Here is a 24,498-nt window from a genome sequence, read left to right as displayed (position 1 = left end):
TGAGGAGACTGTTTGTTATTTCTTCATGAAATCAACGACTGCTAAAAAGAAAAATCCCTGTTCTAGTTGAAAGCGATTTACAACGTATTCTTATCTCACATTTGTTATGCTATAATTGAGGAACTGACGATATTTAATAAAGGAAGCGTGCGTATGAAACAAAAATATATTTTAGCGATTGATCAAGGAACAACGAGTAGTCGTTGTATTTTATTTAATAAAAATGGGCAACCTTACGCCACGAGCCAAAAGGAATTTAAGCAGATTTTTCCGCAACCAGGTTGGGTAGAACATGATCCGATTGAAATTTGGAATTCGGTACAAAATGTCATTGCAGGAGTCTTAATTGAAGGGGACGTCCAACCAAGTGAAATTGCGGCGATAGGGATTACGAATCAAAGGGAAACGACCGTTCTATGGGACAAACAGACGGGTGAACCGGTTTATCACGCGATTGTGTGGCAATCGAAGCAATCTAGTAGTGTCGCAGATGAATGGAAAGCACTTGGCTACGAAGCCTTAATCAAAGAAAAAACAGGGCTGCCGATTGATTCGTATTTTTCGGCTACCAAAATTAAATGGTTATTTGATCATCATCCATCTATTAAAAAACGGGCTGAAAATGGAGAATTACTGTTCGGCACGATTGATACTTGGTTACTGTGGAAACTCACAGAAGGAAAATCGCATAAAACGGACTACACAAATGCGAGTCGCACGATGCTCTTTAATATTCATGAGTTGACTTGGGATCAAGAGTTACTTGATTTATTTGGGATTCCTCGTTGTCTCCTTCCCGAGGTTTGTTCGAATACAGAAATCTTTGGTTACACGGATGACTACTTATTTTATGGACAAAAGATTCCGATTGCGGGAATGGCTGGCGATCAACAAGCAGCATTGATTGGTCAAGGTGCGTTTGAAAAAGGAACGGTAAAAAATACCTATGGGACAGGGGCCTTTATCTTAATGAATACCGGTACGCAACCGATTATTTCAACGAATGGGTTACTGACAACGATTGGTTATGCCATTGGCGGTGAAGTAACGTACGCCTTAGAAGGAAGTATTTTTGTTGCAGGATCGGCTATTCAATGGTTGCGCGACGGCTTGAAATTAATTGATGACGCGCAAGACACGGAAATCGCAGCGGGAAGTGTAACGGATAGTCATCAAATATATGTTGTGCCTGCCTTTACTGGCTTAGGCGCACCTTATTGGGATCAAGAAGCGAGAGGCGCTATTTTTGGTATTACCCGAGGAACAACGAAAGAACAATTGATTCGTGGGACACTCGAGTCACTAGCGTACCAAACGTGCGATGTCGTAAGAACGATGGCCCAAGATGCAAACCTCCCAATTTCACTCTTAAAAGCGGATGGTGGGGCGTCTAAAAATAATTTCTTAATGCAATTTCAAGCAGATATGTTACAAACAACAGTTAAACGACCCCTCTTTTTAGAAACGACTGCTTTAGGCGTGGCTTATCTGGCAGGGATCGCGACCGGATTTTGGGCTGATTTTGATCAAATGAAAGAAATTTCAGCGCAAGTCGAAACCTTTGAACCACAAATGAGTCCCGAAGTGAGTGCGAATTTGTACGAAGGATGGCAAGAAGCGGTCGAAGTAACCATGCACTTTAAACATCGACCATTAAAATAAATCGTGAAGGAGTAATTCAATGGCTGAGACAGTAAAATTAGAACGATTTGATCGCATTTTGAGTGGGTATGAAAAATTAACAGAAATCGCTGTTTCGATTAGTGACTGCTCGCGGTTAAGTCAAAAGTATCGTCACTTAGGTGTGCAAGGGTATCGTTTAGGTGATTATCGAGGAGTGAGTTATCTGAATCGTTACTTGAACTGTTCAGTGCAACAAGCACCGATGTTTATTTACAAAAGGCATTATTTAATTCCACTTGTTTTTCGGAAATCAGAAGATTCTTTTCGCTTATTCGAAGAGACGACGCGAATGACTGGCTTCTTTTATTTACTTGATTGGTATCTTGAAAACGATCCAAAAAAAGTCGTCGTGATAGAACCTGGTATTCAGAAGATTCAGTCGAAAGAAATCGTCATTGATAGTGCTTTTTTGTCTTTTCGACTATCAGAAATTCTTGACGGCGCCGGTTTTCCGATTAGTGAATTTACTGATTTAGAGGAGTTTATGGATTGGAATCGCGTCAATCGATTAATTGATAATGGGGGCATCGGCCGGCACAGTCGGATTTTTGATATTGAAAATCCCCGTAATCTTTCTGAGTTAAAAGTGATTTTAGAAATTATTCAATTAAAGTATCCAGCGTTGCCATTACTTAATTATTTGGAGGTTGTGCATGCAAATTGAAAATAATGACTTATTCAAAAGGAGTAAGCAAAGTGCGTTACAATTAGTCTTTAGCCGGGTTGGTGTTATCTTAGTGATATTATTGGTTCAAGTGGGGCTATTAATGGCACTTTTTAATTATGTGACAACTAACTATGTCCATTTCTATTATGGCGGATCATTAATTGTAACCGTCATCGGTTGTATCGCGTTATTCAATAGTAAGAGTGATAGTAGTGTCAAATTAACATGGATGGTTTTCTTTAGTGTTTTACCGATTATTGGTATTTTTCTTTATTTTTATACCCGTTTAGAATTTGGGCATCGCTTTGAAAGAAGACGGTTAGTTGAAATTAGTAAAAAAAGTAAAAATCAAATTCAAACGGATCCCGTGATTTTCGAAGAAATGAAAACATTAAATGATTCAAAAGATTTACAAGGATTGCACCATTTTGTCAATAAAACAGAAACCTTCCCAATTTATAAAAACAGTCAAGTGACGTATTATCCATTGGGAGAAGACAAATTTGCGGATTTATTAATTGAGCTTAAAAAAGCGGAAAAATTTATTTTTATGGAATATTTTATTGTTGGTAAAGGTCATATGTGGGGATCTGTGCTTGAGATCTTAATTGAAAAAGCCAAAGCGGGTGTCGAAGTTCGTTTTATGTACGATGGGTTTTGTGAATTTTCCTTATTGCCCCGTTCGTATTCAAAGGAATTAGAAGAATGCGGTATTCAGTGTAAAGTATTTTCGCCGATTCAACCCTTTGTGTCGACTGTTTACAACTTCCGAGATCATCGTAAAATCTGTGTGATCGATGGCCATACGGCATTTACCGGTGGCGTTAATTTAGCCGATGAATATATTAATGAGATTGAGCGGTTTGGTCATTGGAAGGATACAGCTGTCAAAATTAAAGGAAAAGCTGCCGAAAGTTTTACCTTAATGTTCTTGAAGATGTGGGCAATCGATAGTAAAGACTTAGATTTTGAGCCGTGGCTTTCGATTGCAGCTCAAGCACCTGAAGGTCCCGTTGAAGAAGAAGGCTATGTGATGCCTTATGCGGATTCACCGTTAGATGATGAACGGGTTGGAGAAATGGTCTATTTTGATTTATTAAATAAAGCCCAAGAGTATGTGTACATTATGTCACCCTATTTAATTTTAGATGGTGAGATGGAAACAGCCTTAACATTCGCTGCGAAAAGAGGCGTGGATGTGAAAATTATCTTGCCGCATATTCCAGATAAAAAATATGCTTTTGCTTTAGCGAAAAGCCACTATAAGACGTTAATCCAAGCAGGGGTTGAGATTTATGAATATACGCCTGGATTTGTGCATGCGAAAGTGTTTGTAGTGGATGGCTATAAAGCAACAGTGGGAACGATTAATTTGGATTACCGGAGCTTTTATCATCATTTTGAGTGTGGCGTATATTTGGAAGGCGTCCAAGAAATCAAAAAGATGGAAGCAGACTTTTTAGGGACAATGGCATTATCGCAACGAATCACCTTAGAAGATGTCCGAAAAGAAAAGAAATTCACTAAAATTGTCGGTTGGACAATGAAAATTTTCGCCCCATTAATGTAAGACGAGTAATGATATTAGGCTGAACGAACGTTGCTTAGCTTTGATTGTTTCCTGATATATGAGCCATAGAAAAAGAGAAAATCTCCTTTCAATAATAGGAAATTTTCTCTTTTTTCGTGCTATTTTTAAACAGGTTTCGTAGACTCACAATAAAGCGTCAAGAAGGTTGTGTCCATCTGATTTATTCTACTTCTTGCCACTGATAAGTCGTAGTATCTAGCTGTTCAAGTAGCGGACTTTGGTTGTTTGGAACCAAGACCGTCAATTCATGCATCCCACGTGTTGCAATCGTATATAAGATTAATTGATCTTGGGAAGTGGTGAAGTTGTCACCAATATTCCAAGCATACACACTATCAAACTCTAATCCTTTAGCTAAAAAAGCCGGAATAATCATGATACGACGCTTCATAAAAGTATCTTCTGTCGTGATTAATTGAATGGCGTGTTGTTGTTCTTCATCGAGTTGGGCATACAACGCTTCACATTCTTGAACGGATTTTCCGATAATGGCGATGCGCCAATGTGGCTGGTTTTGAGCGGTATTCGTCACTTGTTGGAGCAACGCTTGGCCTAAAGCAGCTTGGGAATTAGCTTGGATGATTCTTGGCACTTGGCCATTTCGTGCCGTCGTTTGGACTTGCTCTTCTTGCGAGAGGAACTGGTTGGCAAACGCGGTTATTTCTTGTGTCGAACGATAGCTGGTGGTTAATTGGTAACGCGCCACAGATTCTTCTGGGAATAACGCGTCTAGAGAGTTGACAATCGTTTCATTACCAAAGACTTTTTGGTTTAAGTCGCCACATAAACTGATGCCAGCTTTTGGATAAAGTGCACGGAGTAAGGCAACTTGAGAGGGTGGGAAATCTTGCATTTCGTCAATGAAAATAAAACGAGCTTTTTGTTGGACGTCAACTGGGAACAATCCTCTTGAAAGTAAGAAGAAGACAATTGCATCTTCCTCGGTCAACTCGCGCGTACGAAATTGTTGCTTAACATTGACTAGATGCTCTGACCAGTCTTGTTCAGTCACCATGAACTTCGCTAGTATTGCTTTTGGCACTTGTTGTAAGAAATGTAAATATTGTTTTGGTCGATTAATAAATTGATAATTTTGAACGCCATTGGTCAATGCGCGGAATTTGCGACGAACAATTTGTTGACGGATTTTTTTACGTATCCGGCGTTCGTTTTCTTCCGTCGCTTCTTGGTGCGGATCATTTTCAAAGAAAGCTTGGAGGCGTTCTTCCGTTTCATCCTTCACCCAGGATTTGTGTGACTCAGCTTGCTCCAAGCCGCGGATTTTCTTTAAAATTTGGCTTTGCAATAATTGGCTGCGTTGATACAAAGGCAGTTGCGGATTGGTTTCTTCGTACCATTGGCGAATTTGCTGTCTTGTAATATACGTTTCACCTTTAATTTTTAAATCTCTAAATAACGGGCCAATACTGGTAATTTTTTCTAAGTATTCTGGAATTAAACTGACTAACGCCAGGCTATTCATCATTCTTTCAATCTGATTGTCTTTACCAGTTAAAAAATGAACTTCTTCCATTTCTTCTTTTTGAATGGTGTACTTTGGTAATAAGGCTTGTAAGAAGTCACGGAATGTTCGTGTTGGCACTTCACTTTCTCCAAGTGATGGTAAAACTTGTGAAATATAGTCAGAAAATAAGTGATTTGGTGAAAACAACAAAATTTGGTCGTCGTCTAACCACTTGCGATTGCGATACATTAAATAAGCAATTCTTTGGAGTAACGCAGACGTTTTTCCACTCCCCGCAATTCCTTCAATTAAAAGAATTTTATTGGTCGTATCACGAATGATTGCATTTTGCGCTTTTTGAATCGTGGAAACAATATTTTTCATTTGACTAGAAGAAGCTTCGTCTAAGATTTCGAGTAAAAAATCATCGTTAATAATTTCAGACGTATCCACCATCGAAAGCATTTCGCCTTCTTGGATTTTAAATTGCCGTTTTAGCAGGAGTTCAACTTCAAACTGGTCGCTATCCGTCGCATAAAATGTCGTTCCTAGTTCTCCTTCATAGTATAAATTGGCAATGGGTGCGCGCCAATCAATGACTAACGTGTCTTCTGCTTGGTTACGCAAAGAAGCGATTCCTAAATACAATGTTTCGGGAGCTTCAAGACCTTCTTTAAAATCGATTCGGGCGAAGTAAGGCGATTTCTCCATCACGCTTAACGTCTTTAAGCGTTTCATTTGTGTTTCTGCTGTTTGATAACGTAATGATAATTCTTGTTCATGTCGTTGATACTCAACAACTGACTCATAAAAAGCGCTTTCTGAACCGGTGTTAATGCGTTTATCTGCCACTTCTTTTAATTGTGTTTGTAGCGTATCAGCAGCAACTTCTTGCTGTTTTTTAATAATTTCTTGTTCTTTTTGAATCAATGCGATCGTTTGAACGAGTTGTTTTTTTTCTAAATCACGGGCAGTCATCCTTGGCATACCTCCTAAAAATTTGACCCTAAAAGTATAGCATAGAATAGAAGAGAATACGAAAAAAAACGTCAATTCTTAATCTGTTGTCAGAATTGACGTTTGAACGATTCATTTATAAGGGGAGAAAGGGATCTGTTTCTCAGATGATTGCGATGAGGACTTGTAAATAATCACTCATTCGTTCTTTCAAAAGTTATTAATCGACATGGGGTGAATGGCGTGATTGTCTTAAAATAGTCAACTGTTCTTTGGTGGTTCGTTTTGTCGACAAGGGAGGAAGCTGTTCGATACTAAAAAAGCCGATATTACGTATTTCTTGATTCGCAATAAATTCACCACGTAACAGCTCACAAGCAAATACGAGTTTATAATATTGAAAAATTTGCGGTGGATTTCCTTTTTGATTCGTATCAAAAATAGCAAGTAAATCACCGATGCGTGCTTCAAAGCCTGTTTCTTCTATCAATTCTTTTGCGAGATTCTCGCGCGGGGACATGCCGATTTCAGCAAAACCGCCTGGAAGGGACCATTCTTTCGTCTGACGATCTTCAACTAACAAAATCTCGTTTTGGGCGTTTTGACAAAAGGCCCGTACGTCAACTTTGGGTGTCGGATAACCCGTTTCACCTGAGAATAAGTCGGTAATCTGTGCGATTGGTTTATTTCCTAATTGACTAATCAAAGCTAAACTAATACGTTCGAGTTCGGCATAACGCTCTTGATCAAAGTGATCACGTCCAAACTTTTTGCCACTTTGCGCAATGGCTAATAACCGTTGGTATTCTTTTAACGGATTCACGTGCACGCCTCCTTCGCTTCTTTTTTCTATTTTACCAAAAGAATGCGAATTGATGAAATTTTAAGCTAGCATTTCATTTCACATAGGATGAACGAATGGACAGGTGGGAGGTTTTTTTCATAAAAATAGCCAGTATGCTTTTTATGCCCAAGGGATAGCAAAAAAAGATCGCTCATCCGAATGGAACATAGACAAAAGACTCCTAAACGAAGATTTACGTTCATGATCGATGATTTTTACGTTCTCAGCGCAATTTATTGTTGCAATTTTTCTGAAAAGATGATTAAATGAAGGCATAGTTGATTTATGAAAAAGACACCTGCATTTGAGAGTCTTCAAAAAGAGAGGAAAAGCTTGGCTGAAACTTTTCCAGAAGAAAACCAAAGAATGACCACTTTTTCCAAAAACCTTTGTCGAAACAAAGGCGGTCGTATCCGTTATCACGTTTGAGTAATACCATTAGTGTATTAAAAATTAGGTGGAACCACGATGATACGTCCTAATATCGTAGAAGTAAGTACGATATTAGGGCTTTTTTTATTGCAAAGAAAACAGGAATTTGTAATAAAAGACAAAAATAGGAGGAAAACAAATGATTAAAGTAACATTTCCAGATGGTGCGATACGCGAATATGAAGCGGGCATCACAACAAAAGAAATTGCAGAAAGTATCTCAAAAAGCTTAGCTAAAAAAGCGTTGGCTGGCAAATGGAATGGTGAGTTGATCGATTTAGATCGCGCGATTGATTGTGATGGCACGCTCGAAATTGTCACACCAGACCACGAAGATGCCCTCGCGTTATTACGTCACTCGACAGCCCATTTAATGGCACAAGCGATGCGTCACCTTTATCCAAAAATTAAATTTGGCGTTGGCCCTGCGATTGATTCTGGTTTTTATTATGATACCGATAATGGCGATCAACCGGTAACTGCAGAAGATTTACCGGCAATTGAAGCAGAAATGATGAAAATCGTGAAAGAAAACTTGCCAATCGTGCGTCGTGTCTTGACGAAAGAAGAGGCGTTAGAATTATTTGCAGGCGATCCTTATAAAGAGGAATTAATTAACGATTTACCAGCCGATGAAGTGATTACGGCTTATGAACAAGGCGACTTCATTGATTTATGTCGTGGGCCACACGTACCGTCAACTGGACGCATTCAAGTGTCTCAATTATTATCAGTTGCCGGAGCTTACTGGCGCGGAAATTCCGATAATCATATGATGCAACGTGTTTACGGAACAGCTTTCTTTGATAAAAAAGCATTAAAAGAATTCATCAAAATGCGTGAAGAAGCCAAAGAACGTGATCATCGTAAATTAGGAAAAGAATTGGATCTATTTATGTTGTCACCAGAAGTCGGTGCCGGACTTCCATTTTGGTTGCCAAAAGGAGCGACGATTCGTCGGACAATCGAACGTTATATTACCGATAAAGAGATCGCGTTAGGGTACCAACATGTGTACACACCCATTATGGCAAACGTGGAATTTTATAAAACATCTGGTCACTGGGCGCATTACCATGAAGATATGTTTCCGCCGATGGATATGGGAGATGGTGAGATGTTGGTCTTACGTCCAATGAACTGCCCACACCACATGATGGTTTATAAAAATGATATTCATTCGTATCGTGAATTACCGATTCGGATTGCCGAACTTGGACAAATGCACCGTTATGAAAAATCAGGCGCGTTATCTGGTTTGCAACGCGTACGAGAAATGACACTAAATGATGGCCATACATTTGTGCGTCCTGATCAAATTAAAGATGAATTCCGCCGCACATTGGACCTGATGATGGCAGTCTATGAAGATTTTGATATTACGGACTACCGTTTACGCATCAGTTACCGTGATCCAAAAAATACCGAGAAATACTTCGATGATGACGAGATGTGGAACCATGCGCAAAAAGTACTGAAAGAAGTTATGGACGAAACAGGTTTAGACTATTTTGAAGCAGAAGGCGAAGCAGCCTTTTACGGACCAAAATTAGACGTGCAAGTGAAAACAGCATTAGGGAACGAAGAAACACTTTCAACGATCCAATTAGATTTCTTATTACCACAACGCTTTGACTTAACGTATGTGGGAGAAGATGGCGAAAACACGCATCGACCAGTCGTGATTCACCGTGGGATTGTTTCCACAATGGAACGCTTCGTGGCTTATTTAACCGAAACATACAAAGGTGCTTTCCCAACATGGTTGGCACCGATTCAAGCGACAATCATTCCCGTTTCGGTTGACGCGCATCATGATTATGCTCTTTTGGTGAAGGAACGATTACAAGCCAAAGGTGTGCGAGTTGAACTCGATGATCGTAACGAAAAGATGGGCTATAAGATTCGTGGATCACAAATCCAAAAAATTCCGTATCAAATTGTCGTTGGGGATCAAGAAGTCGAGCAAGCAACCGTGAATATTCGTCGTTACGGTTCAAAAGAAACACAAGTTGAAGCGCTAGATATTTTTGTTGAAGCGATTGAAGCAGAAATTTTAAATCGTAGCAGATAAGAGGAACATTTTCTTTTTTAAACTAAAAGAGGACCTGAGGGGAACAAAAACACGATTCTCTTGAGTTTTCTGAAAAAATATGTTATATTTCTAAGAGTAATGATACTAGAGTTGAGTGAGGGCTGTTTTTTCCCTCACTCTTTTTATGGCATGAAATGGATTTTCGTTACGATTATTTAAAGGAGGGATCATATTTTGAGTACGGTTGTGGATACTGTTACAGAGATAGTAACACCGATTTTGGAAGCGGAAAATTTTGAATTAGTTGAGGTGGAATTCACGAAAGAGGGGCAGAGTTGGTTTTTACGCGTTTTTATTGATAAAGACGGCGGGATTGATTTAGAAGATTGTGCCTTTGTTAGCGAACGGTTGAGTGATGCTCTTGACGCAATGGACCCCGATCCAATTCCACAAGCTTATTTTCTAGAAATTTCTTCTCCTGGCGCAGAACGACCATTAAAAAAAGAAGCAGATTATGAAAAAGCGATTGGCGCATATGTCTATGTTTCTTTCTATCAAGCAGTTGACGGGGAAAAATATTATCAAGGATTCTTACAGTCTTTTAATGAAGAACAATTAGTACTAAAAGTACGAATTAAAACAAGAGAAAAAGAATTAACCCTCGATCGCAAAAATATTGCCCATGCTCGTTTAGCGGTTCAATTTTAATTATGGAGGATGCGAAGAAAATGAGTAAAGAAATGTTAAATGCTTTGGATGCTTTAGAAGCAGAAAAAGGAATATCAAAAGAAATCGTGATTGAAGCTTTAGAGGCAGCCTTAATCTCGGCCTATAAACGTCACTATGGTCAATCACAAAACGTTGAAGTTGAATTCAACGCCAAAAAAGGCAGTATTCATGTTTATTCAGTGAAAGAAGTAACGGAAGAAGTCATGGATTCCCAATTAGAAGTATCATTAAAAGATGCCATTTTGATTAATCCAGCTTACGAAATTGGCGATAAAATTCGTTTTGAAGTGACACCAAAAGATTTTGGACGAATTGCTGCACAAACGGCAAAACAAGTCATTTTACAACGTGTGCGTGAAGCAGAGCGTAATATCATTTATACAGAGTTTAGTGCGTACGAAAATGATATCATGCAAGGAATTGTGGAACGTCAAGACAATCGTTATATTTACGTTAACTTAGGTAAAATTGAAGCAGTCCTTTCAAAGCAAGATCAAATGGCAAATGAGTTTTATCAACCTCATGATCGCATTCGTGTCTATGTTTCAAAAGTTGAAAACACGTCAAAAGGACCACAAGTTTTTGTAAGCCGTAGTCATCCAGATTTATTACGTCGCTTATTTGAACAAGAAGTACCTGAAGTCTACGACGGAACAGTTGAAATTGTCAGCATTGCTCGTGAGGCAGGCGATCGTTCTAAAGTTGCTGTACGTTCACATGACGAAAACATTGATCCAGTCGGAACATGTGTCGGTCCAAAAGGCCAACGTGTTCAAACATTAGTCAATGAATTAAAAGGTGAGAATATGGATATTGTAGAGTGGAGCGAAGACCCAGCTGTCTTTATTGCCAACGCCCTTAATCCAGCCGAAGTCAGTGATGTCATTTTTGATGCGTCGAATCCAAAAGCGTGTACCGTTGTTGTTCCTGATTATCAATTATCACTAGCAATCGGCAAACGCGGACAAAATGCTCGTTTAGCTGCGAAGTTAACTGGCTTTAAGATTGATATCAAATCAGAATCAGACATGGCTAGTTTTTATGAAAAATTAGAGCAAGAAGAAACAGCCGTGGCGGATGCAGAAGAACTTGTAGTGGAAGCAGAATTGAACGATGAAGTCATTATGGCAAATCCGGATATGACTTCTGATGACTACGAGAATGCTACTTTCGAAGAAGAATAATTTCAAGGTGGGATTTACATGAAAAAAAGAAAAATACCATTAAGAAAATCAGTCGTTTCAGGTGAAATGTTCCCTAAAAAAGATCTTGTCCGCATTGCGCGTTCGAAAGAAGGCGTTGTGTCGATTGATCCAACAGGCAAAGCGCCTGGTAGAGGGGCTTATGTCGCACTTGAACCAAAAGAAGCACAAACGGCTTGGGATAAAAAGATTTTAGACCGAGTCTTAGAAGTAAAAATAACGGATGAGTTCTATCAAGAATTACTTGATTATGTTACTCACCAAAAAGCCAGAAAAGAGTTGTTTGCCAATGAGTAAGGAAAAAGCACTCAATTTATTAGGCTTGGCGATGCGAGCAGGTAAATTAGTCACCGGAGAAGAATTAACGCTAAAAGACATTCGTGCCCAAAAGGTGAATCTCGTCTTTATCGCAAGTGATGCAGGTAAGAATACCCAAAAAAGTATCAAAGATAAAAGTTTGTATTACAAAGTTCCCTGTTTTGATGTTTTTAATTCAAATGAATTAGGTCACGCGATTGGTAAAAGTCGTATGGTCATTGGCATTAAAGATAAAGGTTTTTCAAAAAAGATCGAGGAACTATTATTAGGTTAGGAAGGTGATTGCATGACGAATAAAAGAGTCTATGAAATTGCAAAAGAAATGAACAAATCGAGTAAAGAGATCGTCGATAAAGCAAAATCATTAGGATTTAACGTATCAAACCATATGGCGGTTATTTCTGAATCACAAGAAAGATCATTACGCCAAGCATTAAGAAACACACCAGCACCGAAAAAAGATACTGGCGCAAAACCTGGAACGCCAGCAGGAAAACCCGCTGACAAACAGTTCCAAACACAAAAAAATAATCCGAATTTCCAAAATCGCCAAAATAAAGGCGCAACGACTACTCCAGGAAATCGCGGACCGCAAGGCCAACAAGCTGCTAATAAACCTGGAGCGAAAGGCCCTGCACAAAATAAAGGACCACAGTCCAATCAGACGGCTCGTCCACAAAACAAACCCGCAACAAATAATGCTAGCAATACCAATAATACGACGGCTGCTAAACCAGCGACACCAAATCGTCAAGAACAAGGCAACAACCAAAACCGTCCAGCGGCGCGTCAAAATTCAAACCAAGGCCGTAATACGGGCTGGGGTAATCAAAACCGTAATCGTTACAACAAAAAAGGCCGTAAAGGTAAACACCAATCGACGGAAAACAAACCGGCTGTTCCAGCGCGTAAATTCCGTGAACTACCAGAAGTGTTAGAATATACGGATGGTATGAACGTGGCAGATATCGCGAAGAAAATTTATCGCGAACCAGCTGAAATTATTAAAAAACTTTTCTTAATGGGTGTAATGGTTAACCAAAACCAACCTTTGGATGCAGAAACGATTGAATTATTAGCAACCGATTATGGCATCGAAGCACAAGAAAAAGTACAAGTGGATATTGCTGATATCGATAAATTCTTTGAACCAGAAGAAATGAATGAAGAAGCACTTGTTTCTCGTCCGCCAGTTGTGACCATTATGGGACACGTTGACCACGGGAAAACAACCTTACTTGATACCTTACGTAAATCACGTGTAACCAGTGGCGAAGCCGGTGGAATCACGCAACATATCGGAGCGTATCAAATTGATATTAATGGGAAACCCATTACCTTCTTAGATACACCAGGGCATGCCGCATTTACAAGTATGCGTGCACGTGGAGCAAGTATCACGGATATTACGATTTTAGTTGTCGCAGCGGACGATGGTGTGATGCCACAAACAATCGAAGCGATCAACCATGCAAAAGCAGCTGGCGTACCGATTATTGTTGCAGTGAATAAAATCGATAAACCTGCCGCAAATCCTGATCATGTCATGCAAGCATTAAGCGAACATGGATTAATTCCGGAAGCATGGGGCGGCGATACTATTTTCGTTGAGATTTCAGCGAAGTTTGCTAAAAACATTGATGAATTACTAGAAATGATTCTATTAGTAGCTGAAGTAGAAGACTTAAAAGCTGATCCAACACAACGCGCAATCGGAACAGTCATTGAAGCACGTCTTGATAAAGGAAAAGGCCCTGTTGCGACATTATTAGTGCAACAAGGAACATTAAAAGTTGGCGATCCAATCGTTGTCGGTAATACTTTTGGTCGTGTCCGTGTGATGACGAACGATATTGGCCGTCGTGATAAAGAAGCAGGTCCAGCAACACCCGTTGAAATCACTGGATTAAATGACGTGCCACAAGCAGGTGATCGTTTTGTAACATTCGAAGACGAAAAAACAGCTCGTGCAGCAGGTGAAGAGCGTGCGAAACGTGCGTTGATGGAACAACGTGGTAGCAACACACGTGTGACGTTAGATAATCTTTTTGCTAGTCTGAAAGACGGCGAAATTAAAGAAGTCAACGTCATCATTAAAGCCGACGTTCAAGGAACAGCTGAAGCGTTAGCAGCGTCATTACAAAAAATTGACGTCGAAGGTGTACGTGTGAATATTGTCCATTCAGCAGTTGGGGCAATCAATGAAAGTGATGTCACTTTAGCGGCAGCAAGTAATGCGATTATGATCGGGTTTAACGTTCGTCCAACAGCGCAAGCAAGACAACAAGCCGAAGCAGAGCAAGTGGATATTCGTCTACACCGAATCATCTATAATGCGATTGACGAAATTGAAACAGCCATGAACGGCATGCTTGATCCAGAATTTGAAGAAAAAATTACCGGTCAAATGTTGGTTCGTGAAACATATAAAGTTTCTAAAGTTGGAACGATTGCCGGTTGTTACGTGACAGAAGGCTATATCCGACGTGATAGTGGCGTCCGTGTTATCCGTGATGGCATTGTCATCTTTGAAGGTAACTTAGCAAGCTTGAAACGCTTTAAAGACGACGCTAAAGAAGTGAAACTTGGCTTTGAATGTGGCGCAATGGTTGAGAAATTTAATGACTTGCAACAAGACGATATTATTGAAGGTTTTGTAATGGAAGAAGTTAAAAAAGGAAAATAATAAAATAGAGTAGGAGGCGTTTCCATGGCTAATTATCGTGATCGTCGAGTAGCTCAAGAGATTTTAAAAGAAGTCAATCAAGTTTTACGTAAAAGTGTCCGTGATCCAAGAGTGGAAAATGTCAATATCACAGATGTCCATGTGACAGGTGATTTACAACAAGCAACCATTTACTACAGCATCTTATCTGATTTAGCTTCAGATAAGAAAGCGGCACAAACTGGTTTAGAAAAAGCGACAGGCCTCATCCGTCGTGAAATTGGGAAAGCATTAACCCTTTATAAAACGCCAGAAATTACGTTTGAATTAGATGAATCCGTTGCTTACGGAAGCAAGATTGATGAAATGTTACGCAAATTAAATCAAGAGTAAGTCAAAAACAGATGATGGTGTCATACCACCATCTGTTTTTTGATGCGCGAATCATTGGAAAACATGGTATAATTGGTCAGAAAAATGTTTGTTAAAGGTGTGAAATGTGTAATGGATGGAATCTTACCCTTGTGGAAAGAGCGTGGCATGACAAGTCATGATTGCGTATTTAAATTAAGAAAAATATTACGAACGAAAAAAGTCGGTCACGGGGGAACATTGGATCCGGATGTGGACGGGATTTTACCCATTTGTGTCGGGAAAGGCACAAAAGTCATTGAGTTTTTAACGGATTCCGGTAAAATATATGAAGGTGAAATTACCTTAGGCTATAGTACCACTACAGAGGATGCTTCTGGGGAAGTCGTTGACAGTCAGCCGTTGAGTAGACCGTTTACGCTAGCTGAAATTGACGAAGCAATGGCTCAATTAACCGGGACGATTACGCAAGTACCACCGATGTATTCCGCTGTAAAAGTCAACGGCAAACGCTTATACGAGTATGCGCGGAATAACGAAACCGTTGAGCGTCCACAACGAACCGCTGAAATTGCGACATTTAAGCGAACGTCAGCACCTGTTTGGGATGCTGAAAAAGGAACACAAAAATGGCGTTTTTATGTGGAATGTGGGAAAGGGACGTATGTACGAACGCTTTCAGTTGATACAGGGAAATTACTCGGTGTCCCAGCGCATATGTCGGATTTAACGCGTAGTGCGAGTGCAGGATTTTCGAAGGAGCAAGGTGTCACTTTAGCGCAAGTCGCGGAATTGATGAACAACGAGCAACTACAAGCAGTTCTTTTGCCGATTGAATTTGGTGTGAAAGATTTTGAACGCATCGACGTTTCAGAAGCCCTTTGGCTAAAAGTGAAAAATGGTAGCCGCTTAACCTATCAGGAATTTGGCTTAACAGACATGCCGACGGATTTAGTGGCGATTTTTTACGAAAATCAAGTCGTGAGCCTCTATGAACCACATCCGACGAAAGCTGGAATACTCAAGCCTCGTAAAGTACTGAGAACCGAGATAGGAAAGGAATAAAAGCATGCAAACAATCGAAATACGTCATCCTTATAATCACGACCATATCCCGGCAGAACCAGTCGTGTTAGTCTTAGGATTTTTTGATGGCGTCCATAAAGGGCATCAAAAAGTAATCGAAACGGGTCGGAAAATCGCTCAAGAAAAAGGATTAAAATTAGCGTTAATGACATTTAATCATCATCCTTCAATCGTGTTTCAAAAAGAACCGGCTGAGAAGATGCGCTATTTAACGAGCCTCGAACAAAAAAAGGAATTAATGGCTTCTTTAGGCATCGATTACCTTTATGTCATTGAATTCACTTCCGATTTTGCGAGTTTAAAACCGCAAGACTTTGTGGATCAATATATGGTAGGCTTACACGCACAATTTGTGGTCGCCGGTTTTGATTATACTTATGGACCAAAAGAGATTGCGAACATGGCTTGTTTGCCAAATTACAGTCAAGAGCGTTTTGAAATTGTGACAGTTGCAAAGGAAACGCTGAAAGGTGAAAAAGTGAGTTCGACACGTATACGGGAAGAATTAGAAAACGGCAATATGGGAGCAGTCCAAGAATTGTTAGGTTATCCTTATCGTATTGACGGGACGGTGGTACACGGCGATGCTCGAGGGCGCACGCTGGGCTATCCGACGGCTAATGTCAAAATTAAGAGCACGACACGCTTACCCAAAGAAGGCGTTTATGTGACGGAAATAAAAGTTGGCAATCAGTGGTATCCTTCGATGGGATCGATTGGCCGTAACAATACGTTTGAACAAAATCGACCGATTACGGTAGAAGTATACATTCTCGATTTTCATCAAAACATCTATGGCGAGCAAGTATCTGTTCGTTGGTTGCATTATTTAAGAGGGCAAGTTGCTTTTGATGGGATGGAATCTTTGATTGAGCAATTAAAAAAAGACGAACAAGATACCCGTGATTATTTTAAAGAGTGAGCGATTCACTCTTTTTTTTGACAACAAAATGAAGTGAAAGGAAGGATGATGATGGTTTATCAATGGCTATATCAATCGGTTGTAGGCTCCCTTTATCTAACGGTTGAAAACGACTCACTAACACGCTTAGATTACACACCGCCCAAAGACTGGAACAAAAAAAAGCAATCGGCACAACTGGATCAAACCAAGCAACCCTTATTTCAAGCAATCAATGAATGGTTGGATCGCTATTTTGAAGGTAAACAGTCTCAAGTAGAGGTTCAATTAGCGCCAAAAGGAACGCCTTTTCAGCAAGAAGTTTGGAAAATCATTCAAGAAATCCCTTATGGTGAAACGATGACATATGGTGAAATTGCTCATAGAATGGCCAAACGGATGGGCAAAGAAAAAATGTCTGCCCAAGCAGTAGGAGGGGCCGTTGGCAAAAACCCGCTCTCGATTATCATCCCTTGTCACCGTGTAATCGGAAAAAGTGGGAATATTACCGGTTACGGTGGCGGGATCAAACGAAAACTGATCTTATTAGCATTAGAACAAGTGGCGCCTGAAACCTATCATGTTCCTGAAAATCAAAAAGAAGCATCAAAGTTCGTGAATCAATCGATTTCACTATAATAAACTAGGCAAAACACGAATTTTAACTACAAAAACGAATAAAAAGTTATTGTATTCTCTTCTCATTCAGTATTTGATGTGATACTCTATTCTTGTAAAACATTAAAAAATGAACATAAAGAGGTGCTTCATGAAACGAATTTATCAGGGAAAGACAAAAGATGTTTATGAAAAAGAAGATGGAACCATCCGTTTAATGTTTAAAGATGAAATGACCGGTAAAGATGGCGTGTTTGATCCTGGTGAAAACCAAGTTGGTTTAACCGTTGAAGGGTCTGGTCGCTCTGGTTTAAAAGTGAGTCAGTACTTTTTCGAATTATTAAATCAAGCAGGGATCCAGACGCATTTCTTAGCAGCTGATTTAGAAGAAAAATCAATGGATGTCAAAAAAGCGGTTGTTTTTGGTCAAGGCTTAGAAGTGATTTGTCGCTATAAAGCTGTCGGAAGCTTTATTCGTCGTTACGCAGATTATATTGAATCTGGAGCGGATTTAAATGGCTACGTCGAAATCACAATTAAAGATGATGAACGTCAAGATCCTTTTATTAGTAAAGATGCCTTAGTGTTGCTAGGGATTTTGTCAGAAGCAGAATATGACCTGATTAAAGAACAAACGAAGCGTATTTGTGACCTCATCAAAGAAGAACTGGCAACAAAAGGGTTAACCCTTTATGATATTAAATTAGAATTTGGTCGGGGAGAAAAACCAGGCGAGATTATGCTTATCGATGAATTATCGGGCGGAAATATGCGCGTCTTTAATGGCGAAGAGTCTGTTTATCCACTTGACTTAGAAAAATATTTATTTTAATCAAAAAGTAGAGCTGGGAGAAATCTCAGTTCTTTTTTATATATCTGAGGAGTGAGCAGCGCAATCACGTTCTTCAAATGCTTCATTAAATAGCAGTCCTGGCGTATAATAAAACGATAGCGTCTTTTAAAAAAGAGGAGTGGGTAGAATGACGACGATTCATGATGTCGCCAAAAAAAGTGGCTATTCAGTATCGACAGTATCAAGAGTGTTAAATCAAAAAAAGCACGTGTCAAAAGAGGCGCGTCAGGCCATCGAATCGGCAATTCAAGCGTTAGATTATGTCCCGAATGACTTGGCGCGCGATTTAAGCCAAGGGAAAAATTTTCATATTGGGATTGTGTTGCCGCATACAAAACATCCTTATTTTATTGAAATGTTAAATGGGATGATTGATTGTGCGTTTTCAACGGTTTACCGCTTAGTTCTTTTACCTTCAGAATATGACGAAAAAGTTGAAATGGAATACTTAGAACAATTAAGAGGAAAAGCTTTTGATGCACTGATTTTCACCTCAAGAGGCGTTGATTTAGACCGATTGGTAGACTATGCAACATATGGTCCCATTATTTGTTCCGAAAACCCTCAACGAACAGATTTACAAGCGGTCTATCTTAATCGACAAGAGGCTTATGAGGAGGCCTTCCGATGGTTCCAATTAAAAGGAAAGAAGGACATCCTTCTGTTGCTCAGTCGTCAATACGAGGCGAGTGTCACGAGTCAAGCAGTCATCAAGGCCTATCAAGCGGTATTTGGGCAATACCCAAAAGAAAGTCAAATAATCTCAGGTGTGACGACGTACGAAGAAGGTTTTTTGCTGGGAGAACGACTGGCAAGAATGACATCAGTTGAAGGGATTATGGCCAACGTGGATGATGTCGCTGCAGGGATAACAGCGGCCTATCAACAAGCAAAGTGTCCACCGCCTGTAATGGTTGGTCAAGGAAATCAGTGGAGTAGTCAGCTGCTTCATTTTTCAACGATTGATCATCATTTATATGATTTGGGATACCGCTCATTAGAAATGGCAATCGGTGCGTGTGAACAAACACAAATCGAGTTATGTTCGACCTTTATTGCCCGTGAATAAGGGAACGGCAGCCTTTGCATGTTGAGTACTCGTTAAATAAGGCGTGAGGTTTTTGTGGTATAATAAGGAGCACTGTTATCTTGAGAAAAAGTCATTGAGGAGTTTTTAACCATTGAAAGAAATTAACCAAACGCATCCAAAAAGTACGTCAGCTTACATTCACATTCCCTTTTGCGAACACATTTGTTATTACTGTGATTTCAATAAAGTTTTTTTAGAAGGACAACCAGTCGATGAGTATATTCAGTCATTGTTAACGGAAATTCGTTTGACATTAGAAAAGCATCCGACGAAAGTCTCCGAAACGATTTATATTGGAGGTGGAACGCCAACTTCCTTAACAGCGAAACAATTAGATGTCTTGCTGACGGGGATTCATCGCTATTTACCAACCCATACAACAAAGGAATTTACAGTCGAAGCCAATCCTGGCGATTTAACGGCGGAGAAATTAGATGTTTTCAAAGCGCACGGTGTCAACCGACTATCGATGGGCGTTCAAACGTTTGATGACCGTTTATTAAAGAAAATTGGGCGAAAACATTCGGTGCAAGATGTCTATGATACGATCAAGTTATTAGAAAAAAAGCAATTTGATAATGTTAGTATCGATTTAATCTATGCGCTACCTGGGCAAACGCTGGAAAGTTTTCGTGATACGCTCACAAAGGCTCTCGCTTTTGATTTGCCGCATTACTCGATGTATTCGCTCATCCTTGAAAATAAAACGATGTTTATGAATTGGGTGCGGCAAGGTCGTCTTGAGTTACCAACACAAGAAGCCGAAACACAAATGTTTGAAGAAGCAATTATCGCGATGGCACAATCAGGTCATCACCAATATGAAATCAGTAATTTTGCTAAAAAAGGCAAAGAATCGATGCATAATTTAGTGTACTGGGATAATGAGCATTATTATGGTTTTGGTGCGGGAGCAAGTGGTTACCTTAATCAGAAACGTTATAAAAATTATGGTCCCATTCAACACTATATGAAACCATTAAAAGAGCAACGCTTACCCATTTTTGAAACCGAAGAAATTTCAAGAGCAAATCAAATAGAAGAAGAGATGTTTCTAGGATTAAGAAAAATCGAAGGCGTCTCGCTTCGCAGATTTGAAGAGAAGTTCAACCAAAAACTCACGACGGTCTATCAATCCGTGATCGCTGAACTGCAACAACAACAACTTGCTGTATTGGAAGAGGATTATTTCCGTTTAACCCCGAAAGGATTATTTATCGGTAATGATGTTTTTGAAAAATTTTTACTCGATAAAGAAGAATAATTAATTTTAGCACTCTAAACTTTAGAGTGCTAAAAAAATAGGTAAAATGCTTGACAAGAATTCAAAATGTGGTATATTTATAATCGTATTAGCACTTAAAAGCAAAGAGTGCTAATAAGGGGTGATAAATTTGTTAACTGAAAGACAAGGAGAGATTTTGCGTGTAATTATTCAAAATTACACCACCACTGGCCAACCTGTAGGTTCGAAAACATTAATGGAGGGCGGCATTGCGGCGAGCTCCGCTACAATTCGTAATGAGATGAAGTTGCTAGAAGAGTTGGAACTCTTGTCGAAGACCCATTCTTCTTCTGGTAGAATCCCTTCGATGAAAGGTTATCGTTATTACGTGGATCATTTACTAAGTCCCGTTCAAGCGCATCCGAATGAAATTCAACGGATACGTCAAGAATTTGGGCAAGAATTCCACGAAATTAATGATATCATCCAACAATCGGCTGAGATTTTATCCAGTTTAACGAGTTACACAGCGCTTGCCTTAGGACCAGATGTGAACGAGCGGCGTTTAACCAGTTTTAAAATAGTTCCTTTAAATCATCGACAAGTTGTTGCCGTTATCGTGACGGATAAAGGGAATGTTGAAAATCGTGTCTTTACTTTACCGAGCCATATTCGTAGCGAGGAATTAGAAGTCATGATCAGAATCATCAATGATCGTTTAATCGGTGAACCGTTAATCACGGTCTATCATCGCTTGCGAACAGAAATCCCAATTATCCTCCATAAGTATTTTCAGACAACAGAAGGGATCTTAGATTTATTTGATCGTATGTTAAACCATCTGTTTGAAGAAAAAATTTATGTTGGTGGCCAAATGAATCTGTTAGATTTTGAAGGCAGTCAGGATAAAGTACAATTTAAATCAATGTATTCTTTTATGAAGAACCCAGAAGAATTAACTCAGTTACTCGCGCCGCGCAATACGATGATTCAAATCAAAATTGGATCTGAACTCGGCCATGAGTTGTTAGAAAATATGAGTTTAATTCAAGCAAGTTATGATATTCAAGGACATGGTAAAGGAACAATTGCCTTACTGGGGCCTGCGAATATGCCATACTCCAAGATGTTCGGACTTGTCGATGTCTTTCGTCGAGAACTTGCAGTAACGTTGGCTGACTACTACCGAATTTTAGATTCGTCTAGTGAGTGAGTAACAATAAAAAGCATCATTTTAGAAGGGATGGTCGTCAATTGTCAAAAGAAAAAGAAATCGTCGAAGACACACCTGTAGAAGAGGTCGCTGCTGATAATCAAGTGGTTGAAGAAACGCTAGTCGAAGACATGGATGCACTAGAAGATGCACAAGTCGAAGAAGTTTCTGAAGTAGATGAACTTAAAATAAAATTAGATGAAATGGAAGATAAGTTTTTACGCGTTTCTGCTGAACTCGCTAATATCGTTCAGCGTAACCGAAATGAACGAGAACTGATTCAAAGATATCGCTCACAAGACTTAGGTAAAAAATTATTACCTGTTATTGATAATCTTGAAAGAGCAATCGCAGCAGAAGTAACGGACGAACAAAGCATTAGCTTGAAAAAAGGCGTTGAAATGGTCTTAGAAAGTTTAAATGTGGCTTTGAAGGAAGAAGGAATTGAAGAAATTCCAGCTAAAGGTGAAAAATTTGATCCAAATATCCATCAAGCTGTTCAAATCGTTCCTGTAAGTGAAGATATTGAAGCAGATACAATTGTTGAAGTGTTACAAAAAGGCTACAAACTACAAGATCGTGTTTTACGCGCAAGCATGGTAATCGTTGCACAATAACAAATTAAATAGACAAATAAAGGAGAGCTTTTATTATGAGTAAAATTATCGGAATCGATTTAGGAACAACAAACTCTGCAGTTTCTGTATTAGAAGGTGGAGAAGCAAAAATTATTACAAATCCAGAAGGAAACCGTACAACACCTTCTGTCGTATCATTTAAAAATGGTGAAATTCAAGTTGGGGAAGTTGCAAAACGTCAAGCAGTAACAAACCCACATACAATTTCTTCTGTAAAACGTCACATGGGTGAAGCTGGCTACAGTGTTGAAGTAGATGGTAAAAACTATACACCTCAAGAAGTGTCAGCAATGATCTTACAATACTTAAAAGGTTTCGCAGAAGAATATTTAGGCGAAAAAGTTGATAAAGCCGTTATCACTGTTCCTGCATACTTCAACGATGCACAACGTCAAGCAACAAAAGATGCAGGACGTATTGCTGGTTTAGAAGTTGAACGTATTGTGAATGAGCCAACTGCTGCAGCGTTAGCATATGGTTTAGACAAAACAGATCGCGAAGAAAAAATCTTAGTATTTGACCTTGGTGGTGGTACATTTGACGTGTCAATCCTTGAATTAGGCGATGGCGTATTTGATGTATTATCAACAGCAGGAGATAACCACTTAGGTGGGGATGACTTTGATGAAAAAATTATTGCGCACATGGTTGCAGAATTCAAGAAAGAAAACGGCATTGACTTATCTGCAGATAAAATGGCCGTTCAACGTCTAAAAGATGCTGCTGAAAAAGCGAAAAAAGATTTATCTGGTGTGACAAGCACACAAATCAGCTTACCATTTATTACAGCAGGCGATGCAGGTCCATTACACTTAGAAATGACCTTAACACGTGCGAAATTTGACGAATTAACAGCAGACTTAGTGGAACGTACGAAAACACCAGTCCGTCAAGCATTAAAAGATGCAGGAATTTCTCAATCTGAAATCGATGAAGTGATTTTAGTTGGTGGTTCTACTCGTATCCCTTCAGTGGTAGAAGCAGTTCGTAAAGAAACAGGTAAAGAACCGAATAAATCTGTAAACCCAGATGAAGTTGTTGCAATGGGTGCAGCAATCCAAGGTGGCGTTATTAGTGGAGATGTGAAAGATGTTGTATTACTAGACGTAACACCATTATCACTTGGGATTGAAACAATGGGTGGCGTATTTACAAAATTAATCGATCGTAATACGACGATTCCAACAAGTAAATCACAAGTCTTCTCAACAGCAGCAGACAACCAACCAGCAGTAGATATTCACGTGTTACAAGGTGAACGTCCAATGGCAGCTGACAATAAAACATTAGGTCGCTTCCAATTAACAGATATTCCAGCAGCACCTCGTGGAATTCCACAAATCGAAGTAACATTTGATATTGATAAAAATGGTATCGTGAATGTTTCTGCGAAAGATTTAGGTACGCAAAAAGAACAAACTATTACAATTAAGTCTTCTTCAGGTTTAACAGATGAAGAAATTGAACGTATGGTGAAAGATGCAGAAGCAAACGCTGAAGCAGATAAATTACGTAAAGAAGAAGTAGACTTACGTAATGACGTTGACTCTTTATTATTCACTGTTGACAAAACCTTAAAAGAATTAGAAGGCAAAGTTGACGCTGAAGAAGTTCAAAAAGCAGAAGCAGCGCGTGATGAATTAAAAGCAGCTGTTGAAGCAGATAATATTGAAGAAATGAAAACAAAACGTGATGCATTGAATGAAATCGTGCAAAACTTAACGGTTAAATTGTACGAACAAGCTGCGCAACAACAAGCAGAACAAGACCCAGAAGCGGCACAAGGTGGCGCAGATGATATCGTTGATGCTGATTTTGAAGAAGTAGATAACGACTAATCCCGTTGTCTTTGAAAAAGCCAAAGCCAACAAACTTTGGCTTTTTCTATTGTTTTTTTAAAAAGATGTTTCTTCT

General features: G+C 39.4%; 21 protein-coding genes. 19 read left to right on the top strand and 2 right to left on the bottom strand.

Annotation, left to right across the window (positions count from 1 at the left end):
- Window positions 1-153: 153 nt before the first annotated feature.
- From glpK to cls, 3 genes are read left to right on the top strand one after another with little or no spacing between them, the layout of a single operon-like run.
- A complete protein-coding gene (gene glpK / locus IGI68_RS11415; protein WP_438732946.1) occupies window positions 154-1,662 on the top strand; it encodes a glycerol kinase GlpK in 1,509 nt (502 codons plus the stop codon).
- Window positions 1,663-1,681: 19 nt separating this feature from the next.
- Window positions 1,682-2,347: a hypothetical protein gene (locus IGI68_RS11410; protein WP_273233482.1), complete on the top strand. Its 666-nt coding sequence runs from the start codon at window positions 1,682-1,684 to the stop codon at window positions 2,345-2,347.
- The gene (cls, locus tag IGI68_RS11405) at window positions 2,337-3,920 is read left to right on the top strand and encodes a cardiolipin synthase (protein WP_438732944.1); all 1,584 of its coding nucleotides are present in this window, start codon (window positions 2,337-2,339) and stop codon (window positions 3,918-3,920) included. Before IGI68_RS11410 ends, cls begins: the two co-directional genes overlap by 11 nt.
- A 181-nt stretch (window positions 3,921-4,101) precedes the next feature.
- Here the strand turns inward: cls and helD are convergent, their stop codons facing one another.
- Window positions 4,102-6,384: an RNA polymerase recycling motor HelD gene (helD, locus tag IGI68_RS11400; RefSeq protein ID WP_438732942.1), complete on the bottom strand. Its 2,283-nt coding sequence runs from the start codon at window positions 6,382-6,384 to the stop codon at window positions 4,102-4,104.
- Between the two features lie 199 nt (window positions 6,385-6,583).
- A complete protein-coding gene (locus tag IGI68_RS11395) occupies window positions 6,584-7,186 on the bottom strand; it encodes an NUDIX hydrolase (protein WP_438732940.1) in 603 nt (200 codons plus the stop codon).
- Between the two features lie 592 nt (window positions 7,187-7,778).
- On the opposite strand from IGI68_RS11395, the gene thrS reads away from it, so the two are divergent.
- The 16 genes from thrS to dnaK all read left to right on the top strand — a co-directional run bounded on the left by thrS (window position 7,779) and on the right by dnaK (window position 24,422).
- Window positions 7,779-9,713, top strand: a complete 1,935-nt coding sequence (gene thrS / locus IGI68_RS11390) for a threonine--tRNA ligase (RefSeq protein WP_071875610.1) — start codon at window positions 7,779-7,781, stop codon at window positions 9,711-9,713.
- A 195-nt stretch (window positions 9,714-9,908) separates the two neighbouring features.
- Window positions 9,909-10,382, top strand: a complete 474-nt coding sequence (rimP, locus tag IGI68_RS11385) for a ribosome maturation factor RimP (RefSeq protein ID WP_071875609.1) — start codon at window positions 9,909-9,911, stop codon at window positions 10,380-10,382.
- 20 nt (window positions 10,383-10,402) lie between these two features.
- Entirely contained in the window at window positions 10,403-11,587 is a 1,185-nt protein-coding gene (gene nusA, locus IGI68_RS11380) for a transcription termination factor NusA (RefSeq protein ID WP_273233471.1), read from the top strand.
- An 18-nt stretch (window positions 11,588-11,605) separates the two neighbouring features.
- Window positions 11,606-11,902, top strand: coding sequence for an RNase P modulator RnpM (gene rnpM / locus IGI68_RS11375; RefSeq protein WP_273233468.1), 297 nt, complete (start codon window positions 11,606-11,608; stop codon window positions 11,900-11,902).
- Window positions 11,895-12,197, top strand: a complete 303-nt coding sequence (locus IGI68_RS11370) for a YlxQ-related RNA-binding protein (protein WP_071875606.1) — start codon at window positions 11,895-11,897, stop codon at window positions 12,195-12,197. Before rnpM ends, IGI68_RS11370 begins: the two co-directional genes overlap by 8 nt.
- 12 nt (window positions 12,198-12,209) lie before the next feature.
- Entirely contained in the window at window positions 12,210-14,609 is a 2,400-nt protein-coding gene (gene infB, locus IGI68_RS11365; protein ID WP_071875605.1) for a translation initiation factor IF-2, read from the top strand.
- 24 nt (window positions 14,610-14,633) lie between these two features.
- Window positions 14,634-14,981 (top strand): 30S ribosome-binding factor RbfA, encoded by a 348-nt coding sequence (gene rbfA / locus IGI68_RS11360; RefSeq protein ID WP_071875604.1) that lies wholly within the window; start codon window positions 14,634-14,636, stop codon window positions 14,979-14,981.
- Between the two features lie 111 nt (window positions 14,982-15,092).
- Window positions 15,093-16,025 carry a tRNA pseudouridine(55) synthase TruB gene (gene truB, locus IGI68_RS11355; RefSeq protein WP_071875603.1) on the top strand — a complete coding sequence of 311 codons (933 nt, stop codon included), beginning with the start codon at window positions 15,093-15,095 and terminating at the stop codon, window positions 16,023-16,025.
- A 4-nt stretch (window positions 16,026-16,029) separates the two neighbouring features.
- On the top strand, window positions 16,030-16,968 hold the full coding sequence (gene ribF, locus IGI68_RS11350) for a riboflavin biosynthesis protein RibF (RefSeq protein ID WP_071875602.1): 939 nt from the start codon (window positions 16,030-16,032) through the stop codon (window positions 16,966-16,968).
- Window positions 16,969-17,019: 51 nt separating this feature from the next.
- Window positions 17,020-17,586, top strand: a complete 567-nt coding sequence (locus IGI68_RS11345; RefSeq protein WP_438732935.1) for a methylated-DNA--[protein]-cysteine S-methyltransferase — start codon at window positions 17,020-17,022, stop codon at window positions 17,584-17,586.
- A 130-nt stretch (window positions 17,587-17,716) separates the two neighbouring features.
- The gene (locus tag IGI68_RS11340) at window positions 17,717-18,397 is read left to right on the top strand and encodes a phosphoribosylaminoimidazolesuccinocarboxamide synthase (protein WP_438732933.1); all 681 of its coding nucleotides are present in this window, start codon (window positions 17,717-17,719) and stop codon (window positions 18,395-18,397) included.
- Between the two features lie 148 nt (window positions 18,398-18,545).
- Window positions 18,546-19,487: a LacI family DNA-binding transcriptional regulator gene (locus IGI68_RS11335; protein ID WP_438732931.1), complete on the top strand. Its 942-nt coding sequence runs from the start codon at window positions 18,546-18,548 to the stop codon at window positions 19,485-19,487.
- 112 nt (window positions 19,488-19,599) lie between these two features.
- Window positions 19,600-20,772, top strand: a complete 1,173-nt coding sequence (hemW, locus tag IGI68_RS11330) for a radical SAM family heme chaperone HemW (RefSeq protein WP_438732929.1) — start codon at window positions 19,600-19,602, stop codon at window positions 20,770-20,772.
- A gap of 130 nt (window positions 20,773-20,902) precedes the next feature.
- Window positions 20,903-21,946: a heat-inducible transcriptional repressor HrcA gene (gene hrcA / locus IGI68_RS11325; protein WP_438732927.1), complete on the top strand. Its 1,044-nt coding sequence runs from the start codon at window positions 20,903-20,905 to the stop codon at window positions 21,944-21,946.
- A 59-nt stretch (window positions 21,947-22,005) separates the two neighbouring features.
- Window positions 22,006-22,563, top strand: a complete 558-nt coding sequence (gene grpE / locus IGI68_RS11320; protein ID WP_438733299.1) for a nucleotide exchange factor GrpE — start codon at window positions 22,006-22,008, stop codon at window positions 22,561-22,563.
- 35 nt (window positions 22,564-22,598) lie between these two features.
- The gene (gene dnaK / locus IGI68_RS11315) at window positions 22,599-24,422 is read left to right on the top strand and encodes a molecular chaperone DnaK (RefSeq protein WP_071875596.1); all 1,824 of its coding nucleotides are present in this window, start codon (window positions 22,599-22,601) and stop codon (window positions 24,420-24,422) included.
- Window positions 24,423-24,498 lie beyond the last annotated feature (76 nt).

It is taken from the genome of Enterococcus sp. DIV1314a, from assembly GCF_051713805.1.
Taxonomy (GTDB): domain Bacteria; phylum Bacillota; class Bacilli; order Lactobacillales; family Enterococcaceae; genus Enterococcus_I; species Enterococcus_I aquimarinus.
The sequence above is the reverse complement of the archived record's forward strand: the minus strand, read 5'-3'. Positions and strand labels throughout refer to the sequence as shown.

Coding starts and splice junctions, on each gene's coding strand:
- rnpM (WP_273233468.1), top strand. CDS start 11,606: ATGAAAAAAAGAAAAATACCATTAAGAAAATCAGTCGTTTCAGGTGAA.
- ribF (WP_071875602.1), top strand. CDS start 16,030: ATGCAAACAATCGAAATACGTCATCCTTATAATCACGACCATATCCCG.
- dnaK (WP_071875596.1), top strand. CDS start 22,599: ATGAGTAAAATTATCGGAATCGATTTAGGAACAACAAACTCTGCAGTT.
- truB (WP_071875603.1), top strand. CDS start 15,093: ATGGATGGAATCTTACCCTTGTGGAAAGAGCGTGGCATGACAAGTCAT.
- glpK (WP_438732946.1), top strand. CDS start 154: ATGAAACAAAAATATATTTTAGCGATTGATCAAGGAACAACGAGTAGT.
- IGI68_RS11335 (WP_438732931.1), top strand. CDS start 18,546: ATGACGACGATTCATGATGTCGCCAAAAAAAGTGGCTATTCAGTATCG.
- nusA (WP_273233471.1), top strand. CDS start 10,403: ATGAGTAAAGAAATGTTAAATGCTTTGGATGCTTTAGAAGCAGAAAAA.
- IGI68_RS11345 (WP_438732935.1), top strand. CDS start 17,020: ATGGTTTATCAATGGCTATATCAATCGGTTGTAGGCTCCCTTTATCTA.
- IGI68_RS11370 (WP_071875606.1), top strand. CDS start 11,895: ATGAGTAAGGAAAAAGCACTCAATTTATTAGGCTTGGCGATGCGAGCA.
- IGI68_RS11410 (WP_273233482.1), top strand. CDS start 1,682: ATGGCTGAGACAGTAAAATTAGAACGATTTGATCGCATTTTGAGTGGG.
- rbfA (WP_071875604.1), top strand. CDS start 14,634: ATGGCTAATTATCGTGATCGTCGAGTAGCTCAAGAGATTTTAAAAGAA.
- cls (WP_438732944.1), top strand. CDS start 2,337: ATGCAAATTGAAAATAATGACTTATTCAAAAGGAGTAAGCAAAGTGCG.
- helD (WP_438732942.1), bottom strand. CDS start 6,384: ATGACTGCCCGTGATTTAGAAAAAAAACAACTCGTTCAAACGATCGCA.
- thrS (WP_071875610.1), top strand. CDS start 7,779: ATGATTAAAGTAACATTTCCAGATGGTGCGATACGCGAATATGAAGCG.
- IGI68_RS11340 (WP_438732933.1), top strand. CDS start 17,717: ATGAAACGAATTTATCAGGGAAAGACAAAAGATGTTTATGAAAAAGAA.
- infB (WP_071875605.1), top strand. CDS start 12,210: ATGACGAATAAAAGAGTCTATGAAATTGCAAAAGAAATGAACAAATCG.